Origin of the sequence: Shewanella sp. POL2, assembly GCF_000282755.1 — a bacterium.
Taxonomy (GTDB): Bacteria; Pseudomonadota; Gammaproteobacteria; order Enterobacterales; family Shewanellaceae; genus Shewanella; species Shewanella xiamenensis.
The window spans coordinates 1-15,238 of the sequence record NZ_AKZL01000048.1 but is presented as its reverse complement, the minus strand read 5'-3'; the positions used below and the strand labels follow the sequence as shown (position 1 = coordinate 15,238).

The following is a 15,238-nucleotide window of genomic DNA, read 5'->3' as shown; positions in this document are numbered from 1 at the left end:
CAACGTGAAGGGATGCGTAAAGAATATCAGGCACAACGCCAAGTTTTGTATATTGTTGGCCGTTACGGCCAGTGTCGTTGGTATTTATCCATTCTCGCTAAAAGCATTAGAGAAACAAGATTCTGAAGCCATCTGTATCCTTATCCAAAGTGAGATGCAAGATTGGCATCCAACCACGCCGCGTTATCAGGAGCTCAAAGCAAGATTCGATGAGCGTTGTCAGCAACCCGTAGCCAATGGCATAAAATCCCTAACTAACCAGCCTAAAACGCAATTCACTGCTCGCCATGATACGCCGGAGCAGAAATCCAATGTGATCCCTACCGAGATAACACCTAAACATACGCCCACTCCAAGCGCGATCTCACCTATTTCCTCAATACTCGAGGCGCTATCTATTCTTGTGAGTATCCCAGTCTTTATGATTGTGTTGACTGTAGCCATATGGCTATTTCGTCCATTGCTAAGACGATACCGAGCCGAAAGGTTAGGCCAACAGGGTGAAAAGCGAGTCGCTAACTTACTCAAGCAAGGACTAAAAGATGAGGACTACCGACTTTATCGTAATCTAATTTTACCCATGGATGAGTTGAGTGAAGGCACGCCCTCTTTGACAGAGGTTGATTTAGTCTTATTGACTCATTTTGGTGTTTTTGTTCTTGAAGTTAAAAATTACTCTGGCTGGATATTTGGGGGAGAGAAGCAAGCGCAGTGGACGCAGAAAATTTTTACTAAACAAACTCGCTTTAAAAATCCGCTCCATCAAAATTATAAACATTGTTTAGCGGTTGCCCATTGCTTAGGGTTAGTCGAGGGGCTCCATTCTGTAGTCGTTTTTAGTGATGAGGTGAGCTTTAAAACCCCATTGCCTAAAAATGTGGTAAATGAGTCGGGACTTTTGAGTTTTATCGCTCAATATAAAGTACAAACGAGTGAAACTTCTCAAAACACACATCTAGAATTTTCTCGCGCTGCAGAACGGCTCGATATCGCCAAGCAGCAGTCGAACTCTGATGCTAAGTCATTGCACTTAAATCAGTTTAAGCATCGTCGTGTTGAACCAACCATCTCAAGTTGATATTAGAGTTAGTATTCTCGCTAAGGTGATAATGAATGGATTATTGCGCTATCTTTAAGAACACCATTAACCCATAAACAATTGGAAGGATAGGGATATGTCGGATAACACAGGTACAGTGAGATTACATCGGGTGTTGCGTGCACCAGCGGCGTTAGTCTACAAAGCATTTACCGATAAAGCGGCGTTAGAACGTTGGTTACCACCTTATGGCTTTGTCGGGACAATTCATGAGTTTGAGTTGGCTGTCGGTGCAGGGTATTCCATGAGTTTTACCCAATTTGCGACCGGGTACAGTCATTCTTTTAAGGTGACTTATACCGAGCTAATCCCTAATAAACTTATCCGCCATAGTGACCAATTTGATGATACTAATCTACCCGGGGTGATGCAGGTGACAATTGAACTTGCCGAGGTAGCCTGTGGTACCCGCTTGCAGATAGTACAGGAGGGCATTCCTGCGATTATTCCTGAGGAGATGTGTTACTTAGGCTGGCAAGAATCACTACTGCAACTTGCGGCTTTGGTGGAAGCTAAGACGGAATGAGGTCGTCAGTCACTGGGTGATATAAAAAGGGTGATATAAAAAAGACGCTTATCTCGAGTAGAGTGAAGCGTCTTTTTTATTGGGTAATTTTATTGGCAATGGATAAAGCCTTTTAAAAAGGCTTATTACCTAGTACCCGCAGGGCTACGCACTGGCAAGGTTTGCCAGATACTCATCAAACGTCCCTTGAAAGTTAACCAATTTTCTATCACGAATATCAATAATGCGAGTCGCTAACGAAGAAACAAATTCGCGGTCATGACTGACAAAAATCAGCGTGCCTTCAAAATCTTTGAGGGCATTATTGAGCGCTTCAATTGCTTCCATATCCATATGGTTAGTCGGTTCGTCCATAATGATGACGTTGATATCTTGCATCATTAACTTACCGAAAATTAAACGGTTTTTCTCTCCGCCGGAGCAGTTTTTAGCCTTTTTATTGGCATCATCTTCGGTAAACAGCAAACGACCTAACATGGCGCGTACCATCAAATCGTTATGTTTGGGTTGGCGCCATTGGTCCATCCATTCAATAATAGTCAAGTCATTATCGAAATCGCTGGTACTATCCTGTGGGCAATAGCCGATAGCGGCATTTTCGGACCACTTAATCGTGCCTTCATTATGGATTAATTCATTGACTAAACAGCGTAATAGGGTGGTTTTACCCACACCGTTCTCGCCAATAATTGCCAGTTTTGCGCCAGCTTCGAGAATTAAATCACCGCCTTCGAATAAGTTTTCGCCATCAAAACCATGGCCAAGATTTTCCAGCACTAAGGCTTGACGATGCATTTTCTTGCCAGCAGCGAAACGAATCGATGGGGTAATTCGGCTGGAGGATTTCACTTCATCCAGTTTAATTTTGTCCATGCGTTTGGCGCGCGAGCTGGCTTGTTTTGCCTTAGAAGCGTTGGCACCAAAGCGGTTAACAAAGTCCTGTAATTCTTCAATCTCGGCGCTCTTTTTGGCGTTGCCAGCTAAGAGTTGTTCACGCAACAATGCCGATTGCGCTAAAAAGTAGTCATAGTTGCCGGGATAAATACGCAGTTCGCCGTAATCGATATCCGCCATATGGGTACACACAGCATTTAAAAAAGTGTCGATCGTGGGAGATGATGATCATGGTACATTTGCGTTTATTCAGCTCAGTTTCAAGCCAACTAATGGTATGAATATCTAAGTTGTTGGTCGGTTCGTCGAGTAGCAAGATATCAGGGTTAGCAAACAGCGCTTGGGCTAATAACACCCGCAGTTTCCAACCAGGCGCAACCTGAGACATAGGACCGTAGTGGAAAGACTCTTCGATACCGGCTTCAATGAGGATTTCGCCCGCGCGGCTCTCGGCGCTGTAACCGTCCATCTCGGCAAACTCACTCTCCAAGTCGCCCACGCGCATGCCATCTTCTTCGCTCATATCTGGCTTGGCGTAAATGGCGTCACGCTCTTGTTTGATTTTCCACAGTTGGGTATCACCCATGATCACCGCATCGATAACCGTGTATTGCTCAAAGGCGAATTGATCTTGGCTTAGGGTGCCGACTTTTAGGCCTGGGGTGATGGACACGTTGCCTGATGTCGGGGCGAGGGCGCCACTTAAGATCTTCATAAAAGTCGATTTGCCGCAGCCGTTAGCGCCAATCAAACCATAACGGTTGCCGTTGCCAAATTTTGCCGAGATATTTTCAAATAATGGCTCAGGGCCGAATTGCATGGTGATATTTGCGGTAGAGATCAAGGGGATGTCCTAGGAGTTACGTCTTAATAAAAGGCTTAAACCGGCTGCGTTGCTGACAAACGCCGTTGCAACAATCATGCTTATGTCAGCAAAGTCTTGGCCAAGATAATTTGGCCGCGCAGTATAGCGATTTCACGCACAATATGCGAGTTACAAACAAATCCTTAAAGATAATAAACTTTGCCGTTGAAGCCCGTTTAATAAGCACGCTGTGTCTCTTGGCTCCGCGCGGGAAGAGCATCTACGGAAGCGCCTTAATCCTTGAGTGGTGCCTGTGATTAGCACTACCCATCTAAACCTTGGAGTGGTTAATTACTGCTTATTTCCACTATGGGTTCGCCTCGTTTACCCCCTAACGCGGGGTTTTGCTCACCAATCGCACAGGTTATTTTGAATTAATATTCATTAATGCGCATATAATTTAGCTAAATTCCCGAGATTAGTCTTTATTTATGCAAATTTCAGAATAAAAACTGCTTAGGGTTTCAATGCCTTCCTCACTGTTATGTCCCCTTAATTCGATAATTAGTCTCGTTAGTTGGCATGAGTTGCCGCCGTTGTCTGCTTATCGAAATACTGGTGTTAGCGATTGCGCCTTTATTTTCTTTGAGGCCGATATTTAACTGAATGGTAATAAAACATTGCAATTCTATGTTTGATTTCTGTATCTATTTGTATCGTCAGTAATATAGCTTGTTCGAATAGATATTACCGCATGGATCACTAGACACTTTTTCCCATGACACACTGTAATAGTGCCATGGTCTTATTTAAAAGATGACACTTATACTGCTATTACCGTAGCAAAAATATGGTTATATGGCTAAATCTATAAAGGTATAAGTGATGCAAGAAGAGAAAATCACTGGTCTCTATTTTGTGGAAGAACAGCAACGTATCTGGATTATCTATACCCTAAGGTATCCAGAACCAATAGATGATGTTGACCTTGAGACATATATGGAGCTGCTTGAGAAAATAAAAAAGACTGATGGAACACGCTATGATTTGTACACCTATCTCCTATCAAAGCAAAACAAGTGCACAGACATTCTCCAATTTCTTAAAACACACACGCACTGAAAATCAACTTTCACAGGAGGATTTATGTTGTTTACTCAGGGAAAAAAGTTGTTTATTTGATGCTTTAGATGCGATTACGATTAGCCGTTGGGAGCGAGGAGTCAATATCCCATCACTAGCAAAACAGGCAGAAATTGTAGAAATTTTTGGTTCAGAATTATTTGATATTTATCGGCAGGATAAAAGTTTTGTTAGTGAAGGACTCGCCTCGATTAATTTATTTGATTCGAGTGTCGAACGTAGCGAACATCCTTATTATCGTAATAAACCTTATCGTGTCGAATTTATTGATAACCATCATGATAACTTTTTGACCTTACTACAGTTGAGCCTAGTGTATGAGAGTAACCCCCGGCTTTGTTTGAATAATTGTCAATTATCGCAACCCTTTTTTTTGGGATTATCGCTCGTTGTTGCATTTAGTTTTGGTGAGCAGATTGTTGGGCATTGTTTATTTTGCCGTACGCACGCTAAGGTTGCGCTCGAGTTTATGAATGATGAAGTGGATTTGTTTGAGGTCATTAGCCATAACAGTGAGTCTAGCCCTGATACCTTAATGGTGTTTTCTTCTTTTGGTGTCACACCTCATATTGAAAACTATATGATGTCTGTCTACCTGAATGAAATGGCTTTATGTCGTTCGATAAAGTACTTAAGTTTCAGCATCTGTGATGAATCCTTAAAAAGGAAGCTTTCCCAATTCAAGTTACCTATTTTTAAAATTAGAACCTTAGAAAACAATCATAGAACTATAAAGAATTATTCCTTTTTCGCCAGTAGAACCGAAGTAATGGCTAATCGAAATTTGCTGAAATTATCGGTTATTCCTTCGGCTAAGTCTCAGACAATCGATCCTATTTTCTTTATGCAGCTAGAGACCAATATATGAATATACTCATTATTGATGATCAAAAATTTATCCGAGAAACGCTCAAAGCGGATATCAATAAATGTTTAGCCGAAAATGAAATTAATATTTATGAAGCCAGTAATGGCAATCAAGGGATTAATTTAATTATGGGGTTAAATGTATCACTCGATCTCATCATTATCGATTTGAAGATGGATCAGGGCGATGGTATTGCTGTCATCAATATGTTAGCGACAGAGCCTCTGTGGATGTCGATTCCGATTGCCGTGATCAGTTCTTCCGATAAACGAACTCTTGAATTGGTAGACTGTATTATTCATACACTCAGGTTAAACCTATTGGGTGTGTTTGCAAAGCCTGTCAATGCCAGTGATATATTAATGCCATTGCTTACGACCGACACCGAAGATGTGCCTGAGTCAACTACGCATCGTCATCGAGGTCACCGACATGCAAATATCAACGTTCAACAGTTACTTAAGGATGAACAGTTGATCCTCTGTTACCAGCCAAAGATTAATTTAAAAACCCAAGAAATTACTGGTTTTGAGGTGTTGTCTCGTTTATGTGATCGCCACCATGGTTATATTTATCCCGATGTATTTTTGCCTTTAATCAATCAACAGGGATTAAACAGTATTTTTTCGCGGATGGTGATTTCTCAGGCGTTGCAGTGTTGGCTACGCCAGCCTCTACTCACCCCATTTTCATTATCAATCAATATTACGGCAGATGATCTCACCTGTGAGGAGTTAATTGAATACATTATCGAGTCTAGTCGTGCTCATACGGGGATTCACTTAATTTTAGAGTTAACTGAATCACAGGAAATCATTAATCAAGATCGAGTTCTTAATTCGATTGCCCGGCTCATTATTAATAATATTGATATTTCACTGGATGATTTTGGTAAAAGCTATTCGACCTATGATCGTCTTGATGCTATTCCTTTTAAAGAAATAAAAATTGATAAAAGTTTTGTCTCCGATATGGATATCAATCATCAACATTATTTAATTGTTGAGTCGACCATTGCCCTAGCGCAAAAGATGCACGTAAAAGTGGTTGCCGAAGGCGTAGAAACTGCCGCTATTGCCGCTATTTTGACAGCCTTAGGTTGTGATGTGGCACAGGGATATTTGTATAGTCCACCCATTGAAGGTCGTTACCTTATTAACTGGATAGGCCATTATCAAAGTGAGTGTTTAATACATGAATAATCATGGGCTTGAACACCAAGTGAAGCAAGCGCTGTCTGTTTTTTTGGCGCAATATCAACAGCCGCAGCAACAAGTGTTAAGGCGAGCTTTACTCATAGAGCTTGAACGCATGAGTCTGCAACTTATGTCACTCAACGCTGAAGAATGTTTTTCTGACCTTAGGCATGAGTTTTTGGGGATGACGAGTTATCTCGCCTTGGATGAGACGTTGTGTGTTTCAAATTTGGCTTCGGTATCGGCTTTTAACACCCAGATCCAATTTTTGTTAAATGCCGTAAAGGAGCAAGATCATGGGGAGTAAATATACTTCAAGCATGTACTTGCTTACCGGGTTATTTATTACGCTGATTATTATTTGCTTAACGCTTGCCCATTCAATTAATGAATTTAAAGCGGTTTACCAAAAAAAAGCTCAGGCTGTATTTTCATCATCCCAAGATATGTTTTTACAACACCGTATTATGTTAGACGCATTGCGATCGTTTTTTAATGCTTCCGCTGCGGTGACCACAAAAGAATTTGAAGTATTTGCTAAGGATTTGTTGAAGATCAAATCTGCCGTTGCCTTCACATTAACCCCTGAACTCGAACTGGCGTATATTTCTGATCCATCCATCTTACCAGAACTTAAACCATTAACATTAAGTATGATGGACAACGGGAGTTTACACGCCAGGCTAATCAATTATACCCTTTTGACCGTTAAGATTGATGAACCTCAGATGCCTTATTTGATTTATGCCATTTCCCAAAAAAGGATTTTGACGCGTATCGATCAAGAGCAAGATGTATGCATTACGTATCAGTTCGAGCATTCAATTTTACGAAGCGCTTACTGTGATATCCCTGCTGCAACGGGGATTTGGCGCTTATTTGCCTATTCAGATCGTCAGTTTATTACATTGAACGAATATCAGACCCGTTTCAATTTACAGGTTTATTATCAGGTACCTCGAGCGGAAGTGATTGAGCTTTTCGTTATAATCCTATCGATTGCGCTTCTTGGGCTAGCATTTTCGCTACTATGGTTTTTTAAAGCGAAACATCAACAGCTTATTGAACGCATCGAATGTGAAAATCGTTCGAAATTAGCGGTAATGGCCAGTATTAATCATGAGATCCGTACGCCAATAAATGCGTTGCTTGGTTATAGCCGGATGCTCAAGAAAGCTCTTTCAATACCATCCGAGCGAGCGCAGCAGGGCACATCAAAACAGGAGCTAAGCCATATTGTCGATAAAATGATCTGGTCAGCAAATTTGCTTTATTCGGTTGCTGAAAACACATTAAATTACAGTAAGGCTGAAGTTGGAAAACTCACATTAGATCAGCATGCGATTAACCTCAGAGAATATGTTGGTCGCATTCAGGAATACTATCAAGCTTTCAATACTACTTCGGGTAAAACCCTCACGGTGTCGGTGAGTGATACGTTACCTGACTTGCTTAAGCTTGATGGCACTAAGCTATTCCAACTTGTCACCAATATTATTAATAATGCTTTTAAATACAGTACTGGTGAGCAGGTACACTGTTATATGGATTTACATCCTTCATTTAATCAAGCTTCAGCTTCACCTATGTTGAGGGTGTTGATCCGTGATTTTGGTGAAGGTATGCCTCTGCAGGCAAAGCGGGCTTTAGATAGTCCCTTTATTTATCAATCACTGTCTAGCTCCTATGGTATTTCGGGAGTAGGGCTTGGGCTTTATACCTGTAAGCGATTATTGGAGCAGATTGGCGGTAAATTACGGATACGCAGTCAGCAAGGACGAGGAACCACGGTATTAATGCACTTTCCGTGTCAGTTTTATCACCAGAAGCAGGAGCCAATACACCGTTATACCCAGCAACCATTACTATTAGTGGACGATAATCTGTTTAATCTTGAGATTTGCCGTGGAGCGCTCGAGTCCCATTTTGCCCAAATCCACTGTACAGATCAGGCTGAATCGGCGTTAAGGCTATTTAAAACGCTGCGGCCACCATTGGTGATTGTCGATTATCGGTTAAAGGAGACTGACGGATTAGTGTTAATCCAACAAATGCGCCAGCTTATCATTGAGATGGATGATAGTACTTGGGGATGCCAGTATTTTCTGCTCTCAGCCAATGATAGTGATGAGATCCCAGCACTTAGGCGATTCCCCGATGTGGTCTTTATCCAAAAGCCCTTTAGTTTAGAAGTGTTTTTGAGCAAATTAGCGGCAATTACGCCAGTATAGGATGGTTACTGGAACACTATAAATGCATTCGGCTTTCACATAGAATGGCCTTTATACATACTTAACCGACGATTCTAACGGATTGTGCTAATCCATCAGCAATACCACCGTCATGGCCCCGATTATCGCTTTGGGGAGCAAATGACTTTTCTCGACGTGAAACAAACCTTTGGCTTTAGTCATGTGCGCGTAGGGCGTTGGGTTACGCGGGAAGAATCCTTAATTGCCGCTAATTTAGTGTTTGATTCGCTGGCAGACCTTGCCTTTATCCTGCATTTACCGCCCTTAACCTTAGGGCTAAGGCAAACCTTAAGTCTTGCCTTTGGTCATGGCGGGCAAAAGGGGGTGCAGGCCCATTATGCTCCCGCGGCTAGAGAGCTGGCATTGGCAAAAAATGCCGGCGCTGGCGCCTTGGCCCATGAGTTTTGGCATGCGTTTGACCATTATGTGGCGCCGAAGGCGTTTTCGCGAACCACGGGACGTTTTAAGTGCGCCAGTGATCTCTGGCTTGCTGATCTGCCGCTCATTGATCATCCGTTAAATCAACGTTTAGCCGAAATTTTTCGAGTGACATTACTCTCTGAGGACAATCTAGCGCCGAGCGATTATGTACGCCGTGCAATAGCATTAGATAAGCGTTATGGTGCGCAGTATTTTGCTAAACCCACCGAAATGATGGCTCGGGCCTTTGAAGCGTGTATCGAATCCTATCAAGGGATCCAAAATCCGTATTTGGTGTCTGGCACACGTTACTCTGCGCTGGCAAAGGAAGGAGCTTATCCCGATGAATCACATAGACAACGTATCTTTAATGCCTTGATAGCCTACTTTGAGCCATTAGGCATAGCGTTAGGGAAAGTTGGATAAGCGATCAGTGTTAATCGGCGAGTTGCTGCTGGCAGTAGGCAAGTTGGTGGCGAATGGCATCGAGCCATTGTGAGGCGCGGTAATCCATTAAATACCAAGGGCTGAGCTGTGTTTCGGGCTGATGATTAAAAAACAGCGACTCACATGCGATGAGTTTAGCTTTATCCGCACACTGCAACCAAATAGCGCTTGGCGTATGTGCTAACTCGGCTAAATGCTGCCGTACTCCTTGCTTGGTATCCTCATTTACACACTCAATGAGGCGATATTGTCTCAATAAATCCAGTTTGATAAAGGGATCTTCACTTTCACTGATAAAGTTTATTTGGTGTGTTGCCTCAGTTGTTTGCTCCCAAGGTTTCAGCGTAAATTCAGTCCAGTCTAAGCGCTCACAGAGTAGGGCTTTAGCGATCCTTCTTTCCCCTAACCAGTTATGAACCATGCAGGGGAGATGGACCGTCTCGGGCAGTTCAACACTGCGCCGTAAGCTGGGCAGTAGCGACATGCGCTGAACTTGTAGTTGTTGTGCCAAGGTCATCATAAGAACGATCGCCGTTAAGCCCGATGATGGCCAGCAACCGAGAGTTGCAGTGAGATCGGTGGCGACTTGGGTTAATGCTTTCGCCAGTTGCACACCTTGGTGATGACCTTGTACTTCAAAAGCATATTGCGATTCGGCAAAGCCACCATTGGCAATCGTAACCACATGACCATGGGGCGTGAAATGCTGCGGACATTGCGTACCATTAAAAATAAAGGTGAGACCTTTCGCGGCAGGTTGCCATTCCCCTGACGCATTGCCAATGATGGTGGCTTGCTCAAGCTTGAGTTGCTCGGCAAGTGCTTTGAGGGAAATCCTAGGTTGCGGCTTAGCCAATTGACGGTGCATATGCGTATGTGGCTGAGGCGCATCGGCTAAGGGGTGTGAATAGGGCATACTCGCAAGGACTCTCTAAAGCAAAGAGGGCTAGTGTACTGGATCTTCTGTGCTGACTAAAGAATTATTGCCTACAAGCTATCGGTAAAATAATTAATAAAATTTTATAATAACAGTACGTTACACTGTTTTGTTTATCAGTATTACTTACTCACTAATCATCATAAACACAGGTATCTCAGCAAGAAACCTATACCAATTGATCCAGAGTTTCATCTAGACGCGCCTTCGACAGGCTAAGGAATATATGTCGATTTGAATCGGTGGTAATCAGCAGCATGCTATAAACATTTTCATTTAAACCTATCTCGCTTCATCCATCCTGAGCGCTGCTTGAGTTGAATATCCAGAGGCTGGTCGTCCTTAAATGTGTGACTGATCTTGTAAATATAGTAGATTACCCATATACCGTATTGATAATAATTCGTATTAACTTTACACTAACAGGATTTTAAAAGAGGTAGGAACAACTCCCCATGGCGAAAATAAGTAATCGCTTCTGGTTTATGTTACACGGCTGGGTATCATTGCCCATCTGGATTTTATTCAGTTTCATCTGCTTAACGGGCACGGTTGCAGTACTTAGTCATGAACTGACTTGGCTGACTAACCCTGCAGCCCGTGCGACCAATCCGAATGAGCTACCCGCTAAACCCGTTGATGAATTAATGCTGGTGGTGGAAAAGGCCTATCCGAATGCGCAAGTCATGGGAGCGATGACCTTTGAGCCTTATATAGTCAATGCCATTACTTTTACCGATGCCGATAAGCCTTATGCTATCGCCTATGTGAATCAATATACGGGTGAGATCCAGCAGATCAACGAAGGCATCACTTTTATCGGCTTTATGCGTTCATTACATGGTTGGCTGTTGTTTCCGTGGCAGGGCGGTTATAGCTTGGGGTATTACCTAGTGTGCTCTATGGCGCTCTTGATGCTTGCCTCATTAGTGACAGGGCTCATTGTTTACAAACGCTTTTGGCGCAGCTTTTTTGCGCCTAAATTACGTCTAACGCAAGGAAAGAAGACCTTGTTGTCGGATCTGCATAAGTTATCGGGTGTTTGGTCGATTTGGTTTATCGCGATAATGAGCCTCACCGGGCTTTGGTATTTAGTCCAAGCTATCTTCTGGCATGCGGATATTGATATCGAGCCCCATGCACCATTGATTGCTGCCGAGCAAGTGCCGCTAGTAGAAGCTGGCGATCTAAAAGTGCCAAGCGCCAATGTCTCTTTTACTGAGGCCTTAAGTTTAGCCAAGCAGCGTTTCCCCGATTTTCAACCAAGCTATGTGATGCTGCCTGAACATCAACGGGATATGTACCATTTAAGCGGCAGTGGCGATCATATTTTTTACGATCAATATTCCTATAATCTCAGCATTAACCCATGGACTGGCGAAATTGCCAGTGCTACCTCGCCAGAAACCATGACAGGCATGCAAACCTTAATGCATATTGCCGATCCGCTGCATTACGGCACCTTAGGTGGCATTTGGACTAAATTGATTTGGTTCTGCTTTGGGCTGGTACTTTCTGGGATGTCGATCACTGGTTTTATGATGTGGGGATTGCGCCATGTTCGTGCCTTTAAACAGGCCGAAACTAAAGACTTAGCTGCAGATATGATAGGGGAGGCTCGCTAATGGCATCATCGGTATTTTGGTTAAAGCATAAATACAAGCTCAGTGGCTTGATTTTGATTTTACCCTTAGTGTTCCTCTATCAGTCGCTTAGCCCGAGTTTTCCACCTGCTTGGCCGAGTCAGCAACTGGGGGAGTTTAAGATTGCGCCTATGCCGTTAGATTTAAAGTCGCCCTATAAACACCACGATGATTACGTTAAAGATTTTATGTTGATCTTTGAGCAGGGAGATGTGGCCCATATTCGTCAAGCTTATGCCAATATCGGCCCAGTGGCACTGCCATTAGAAGCCCTACAAAAAGGTGAAAATGGGGTGTTACATGGCAGCAAACATGGCCAGCATGTGCATGCGATTACGGGCGCTAAGTTAGCGGCAACGGACAGCTTGTGGGTGTCGATTCAAAATTGGCAGGGCGAATGGTTGGTTAGCCAATGGCCCGTGCCCGAGGCGGTGTTAGTTCAGTAATACTGCTAGCAAATTGTTTGCAGTAAACTAGCCCTCAGGTGCAAACTGTGCCTGAGGGTTATTTTTATCGGGTAGGTTTTACTGCATAGGATGTGATATGGAATTTACTGAAACAGAACTCGCGTTAATCGCGGCCGCAACACAAAAAGTGCAAATGGCGCAGCGGGCGCGGATGGGGGTGATTATTTTGCTTATCTTAGGTACGCTTACGTTGCTGGCAGGATTTTGGAGCTATCCTTACGCGATTTATATTGCCTTTGCGCTGGTGGTCTTTGCGGTCGCATTGCCACAGTTTGGTCAAGGACCCAAATATGAAGAATTGCTAGCTCTATTGCAGCAAAAAGCCGCTCAAGTAAAATGATTAATCTGCATCAAAGTGCTAAGAGCGGTGCTAACAACAGCGCTAATAACAAAAGGGCTTTCAGCAAAATATTCTCTAGCCTAAAGCCCTTGTTACTTGTTCATTCCGTTAGTTAAAGCGCTTAACGACAGCCATATGGCGCCCTTATTCTTCGGGGTAGACCTTTTCTTTAAATTCGCAAAGATCCTCAATAATACAGCTGCCACAGCGCGGTTTGCGTGCCAGACAGGTATAGCGGCCATGCAGTATAAACCAGTGGTGCACATCGACCTTAAATTCAGCGGGAACAACCTTTAACATGCGCTCCTCGACGTCGACCACGTTTTTACCTGGGGCGAATTTAGTGCGGTTTGCGAGGCGAAAGATATGGGTGTCGACGGCGATGGTTGGCCAGCCAAAGGCGGTGTTTAACACCACATTGGCGGTTTTACGGCCGACACCGGGAAGCGACTCTAGCGCTTCTCTGTCCTCTGGGACTTCGCCATTGTATTTTTCAATCAAGATCTCACAGGTTTTAATCACATTGATAGCCTTGTTGTTATACAGGCCAATCGTCTTGATATATTCCTTTAATCCTTCCACGCCTAAGGCATAAATGCTGTGGGCGGTATTGGCCACCGGAAACAGTTTATCGGTCGCCTTATTCACGCTCACATCAGTTGCTTGTGCCGACAAGGTCACCGCCACCAGTAATTCAAAGGGACTGGAGAAATTCAGCTCAGTTTCGGGTTTGGGATTGTTTTCACGTAGGCGGGTGAGGATTTGGATGCGTTTTTGTTGATTCATAGTGATCCTTGTCAGTAGTGGGTTGAACGTTAAACCCACTACTTAAGCTGTTATCTCAATAAGGGCTTAACTCACTTTGGTGATCCGTGCCCGTGTTACGCTTGGCTGCACTGCTGCTTCGGGTTGACGCTCTTTAAGCTTTTTATCGATAACGTTTTTCAGGGCAATAAGTAGGCCCATTACAATAAAGGCGCCGGGCGGTAACATCGCCAGCAGGAAGGGGGTATCGACTTGCCATACCTGCATCGTTAAGGCTTTTGCCCATGGGCCGAGCAGTTGGTCTGCGCCATCAAACAGGGTGCCTTGGCCGAGAATTTCGCGCGTTGCGCCAAGGACCGCTAAGACTAAGGTAAAGCCAAGCCCCATCATCAGTCCATCGAAGGCGGCGCTAAAGGCATTATTACGGGAGGCAAACGCTTCGGCGCGGCCAATGATAATGCAGTTGGTCACAATCAGTGGCAAGAAGATCCCTAAGGACATATACAACCCATAGGCATAGGCATTGACTAACAGTTGCACCGCCGTCACCAGCGCCGCAATGATCATCACAAACACGGGGATACGGATTTCCTTGGGCACATAGTCGCGCACTATCGAAACCAAAACGTTTGAGCCAATCAGCACCAGCATTGTTGCGATACCTAGGCCAAGGGCGTTGGTGAGGGTGGCGGTTACGGCTAACAGTGGGCAAAGCCCCAGCAGTTGCACTAACCCTGGGTTATTTTTCCACAGTCCTTGCCAGGCAATTTCGCGATAATTAGTCATGCTTGGCCTCACAATTCAGTGGTTGGCTGAAAATCTCTGCTTGATGCTGAGTAAAGTACCATACTGCGCGTTTTACGGCTTTCACATAGGCGCGTGGGGTGATAGTCGCACCGGTGAACTGGTCGAAATCACCACCGTCTTTTTGTACGTGCCATTGTTTATCATCTTCAGATGTCAGCACTTTTCCGACAAACTTAGTGACCCAGTCGGATTTACGTAACTCGATTTTATCCCCGAGGCCCGGAGTTTCTTGGTGGGAAAGTGTGCGTACGCCTAACACTTCACCTTGAGTGTTGATACCTACGATCAGTTTAATATTACCGTTGTAACCATCGGGGGCAATGGCTTCGAGAGCGATAGCGACGGGCTTACCCGCAGCGGTGGCAATATAGGCAGGCAAGGCATCGTCAGTGCCGAGCGCCTCTTTATTTTGCAGTAATGTACACTGCGCTGTCAGCTCATTGTCATGGAGATCATCGGGGATCAGTTGATGTAAGATGCCCATTAGTTCTTTCTGCTGTTGCAGCTTTATTTCATCAAAGGTCTGTTGATTAACCACAGCCACTAAGCCGGTGCAGAGCAGGGCAAATAGAGCAAGTAGCAGACCATTTTTAATCATTGGATTATTCACTTTTATTCCTCAAGAATCC

14 protein-coding genes and 1 pseudogene are annotated in these 15,238 nt (G+C 44.0%); 10 read left to right on the top strand and 5 right to left on the bottom strand.

Features of this window, described 5'->3' with window-relative positions:
- The first annotated feature begins 4 nt into the window (after positions 1-4).
- Positions 5-1,078, top strand: coding sequence for a nuclease-related domain-containing protein (locus tag SHEWPOL2_RS22270; RefSeq protein WP_146193315.1), 1,074 nt, complete (start codon positions 5-7; stop codon positions 1,076-1,078).
- A 97-nt stretch (positions 1,079-1,175) separates the two neighbouring features.
- Positions 1,176-1,625 (top strand): SRPBCC family protein, encoded by a 450-nt coding sequence (locus tag SHEWPOL2_RS13680; protein WP_037429088.1) that lies wholly within the window; start codon positions 1,176-1,178, stop codon positions 1,623-1,625.
- 144 nt (positions 1,626-1,769) lie between these two features.
- On the opposite strand, the pseudogene SHEWPOL2_RS13675 reads toward SHEWPOL2_RS13680, so the two are convergent.
- Positions 1,770-3,363, bottom strand: a pseudogene (locus SHEWPOL2_RS13675) (ABC-F family ATPase).
- Between the two features lie 1,003 nt (positions 3,364-4,366).
- Between SHEWPOL2_RS13675 and SHEWPOL2_RS13670 the strand changes: the two are divergent.
- The 5 genes from SHEWPOL2_RS13670 to SHEWPOL2_RS13650 all read left to right on the top strand — a co-directional run bounded on the left by SHEWPOL2_RS13670 (position 4,367) and on the right by SHEWPOL2_RS13650 (position 9,629).
- Complete coding sequence (locus SHEWPOL2_RS13670; RefSeq protein WP_037429087.1) at positions 4,367-5,335, top strand: helix-turn-helix domain-containing protein; 969 nt, start codon at positions 4,367-4,369, stop codon at positions 5,333-5,335.
- Entirely contained in the window at positions 5,332-6,537 is a 1,206-nt protein-coding gene (locus SHEWPOL2_RS13665; RefSeq protein ID WP_037429086.1) for an EAL domain-containing response regulator, read from the top strand. The genes SHEWPOL2_RS13670 and SHEWPOL2_RS13665 overlap by 4 nt, the downstream gene beginning before the upstream one ends.
- On the top strand, positions 6,530-6,838 hold the full coding sequence (locus tag SHEWPOL2_RS13660; protein ID WP_037429085.1) for a hypothetical protein: 309 nt from the start codon (positions 6,530-6,532) through the stop codon (positions 6,836-6,838). The genes SHEWPOL2_RS13665 and SHEWPOL2_RS13660 overlap by 8 nt, the downstream gene beginning before the upstream one ends.
- Positions 6,828-8,762, top strand: a complete 1,935-nt coding sequence (locus tag SHEWPOL2_RS13655; protein WP_037429083.1) for an ATP-binding protein — start codon at positions 6,828-6,830, stop codon at positions 8,760-8,762. Before SHEWPOL2_RS13660 ends, SHEWPOL2_RS13655 begins: the two co-directional genes overlap by 11 nt.
- 84 nt (positions 8,763-8,846) lie before the next feature.
- On the top strand, positions 8,847-9,629 hold the full coding sequence (locus tag SHEWPOL2_RS13650; RefSeq protein ID WP_037418641.1) for a CLCA_X family protein: 783 nt from the start codon (positions 8,847-8,849) through the stop codon (positions 9,627-9,629).
- A gap of 10 nt (positions 9,630-9,639) precedes the next feature.
- On the opposite strand, the gene SHEWPOL2_RS13645 is transcribed toward SHEWPOL2_RS13650, so the two are convergent.
- Positions 9,640-10,566 carry a hypothetical protein gene (locus tag SHEWPOL2_RS13645; protein WP_037429082.1) on the bottom strand — a complete coding sequence of 309 codons (927 nt, stop codon included), beginning with the start codon at positions 10,564-10,566 and terminating at the stop codon, positions 9,640-9,642.
- A 476-nt stretch (positions 10,567-11,042) separates the two neighbouring features.
- Here SHEWPOL2_RS13645 and SHEWPOL2_RS13640 point away from each other — a divergent pair, with 476 nt between their 5' ends.
- From SHEWPOL2_RS13640 to SHEWPOL2_RS13630, 3 genes are all read left to right on the top strand, one after another.
- Positions 11,043-12,212 (top strand): PepSY-associated TM helix domain-containing protein, encoded by a 1,170-nt coding sequence (locus SHEWPOL2_RS13640; RefSeq protein ID WP_037429080.1) that lies wholly within the window; start codon positions 11,043-11,045, stop codon positions 12,210-12,212.
- Positions 12,212-12,676: a hypothetical protein gene (locus SHEWPOL2_RS13635; RefSeq protein ID WP_037429078.1), complete on the top strand. Its 465-nt coding sequence runs from the start codon at positions 12,212-12,214 to the stop codon at positions 12,674-12,676. The genes SHEWPOL2_RS13640 and SHEWPOL2_RS13635 overlap by 1 nt, the downstream gene beginning before the upstream one ends.
- A gap of 97 nt (positions 12,677-12,773) precedes the next feature.
- Positions 12,774-13,037, top strand: a complete 264-nt coding sequence (locus SHEWPOL2_RS13630) for a hypothetical protein (protein WP_037429076.1) — start codon at positions 12,774-12,776, stop codon at positions 13,035-13,037.
- 144 nt (positions 13,038-13,181) lie between these two features.
- Here the strand turns inward: SHEWPOL2_RS13630 and nth are convergent, their stop codons facing one another.
- From nth to rsxG, 3 genes are all read right to left on the bottom strand, one after another.
- Positions 13,182-13,823, bottom strand: coding sequence for an endonuclease III (nth, locus tag SHEWPOL2_RS13625; protein ID WP_037429074.1), 642 nt, complete (start codon positions 13,821-13,823; stop codon positions 13,182-13,184).
- 66 nt (positions 13,824-13,889) lie between these two features.
- Entirely contained in the window at positions 13,890-14,588 is a 699-nt protein-coding gene (locus tag SHEWPOL2_RS13620) for an electron transport complex subunit E (RefSeq protein ID WP_037429072.1), read from the bottom strand.
- Complete coding sequence (rsxG, locus tag SHEWPOL2_RS13615) at positions 14,581-15,219, bottom strand: electron transport complex subunit RsxG (protein WP_086024045.1); 639 nt, start codon at positions 15,217-15,219, stop codon at positions 14,581-14,583. Before rsxG ends, SHEWPOL2_RS13620 begins: the two co-directional genes overlap by 8 nt.
- Positions 15,220-15,238 lie beyond the last annotated feature (19 nt).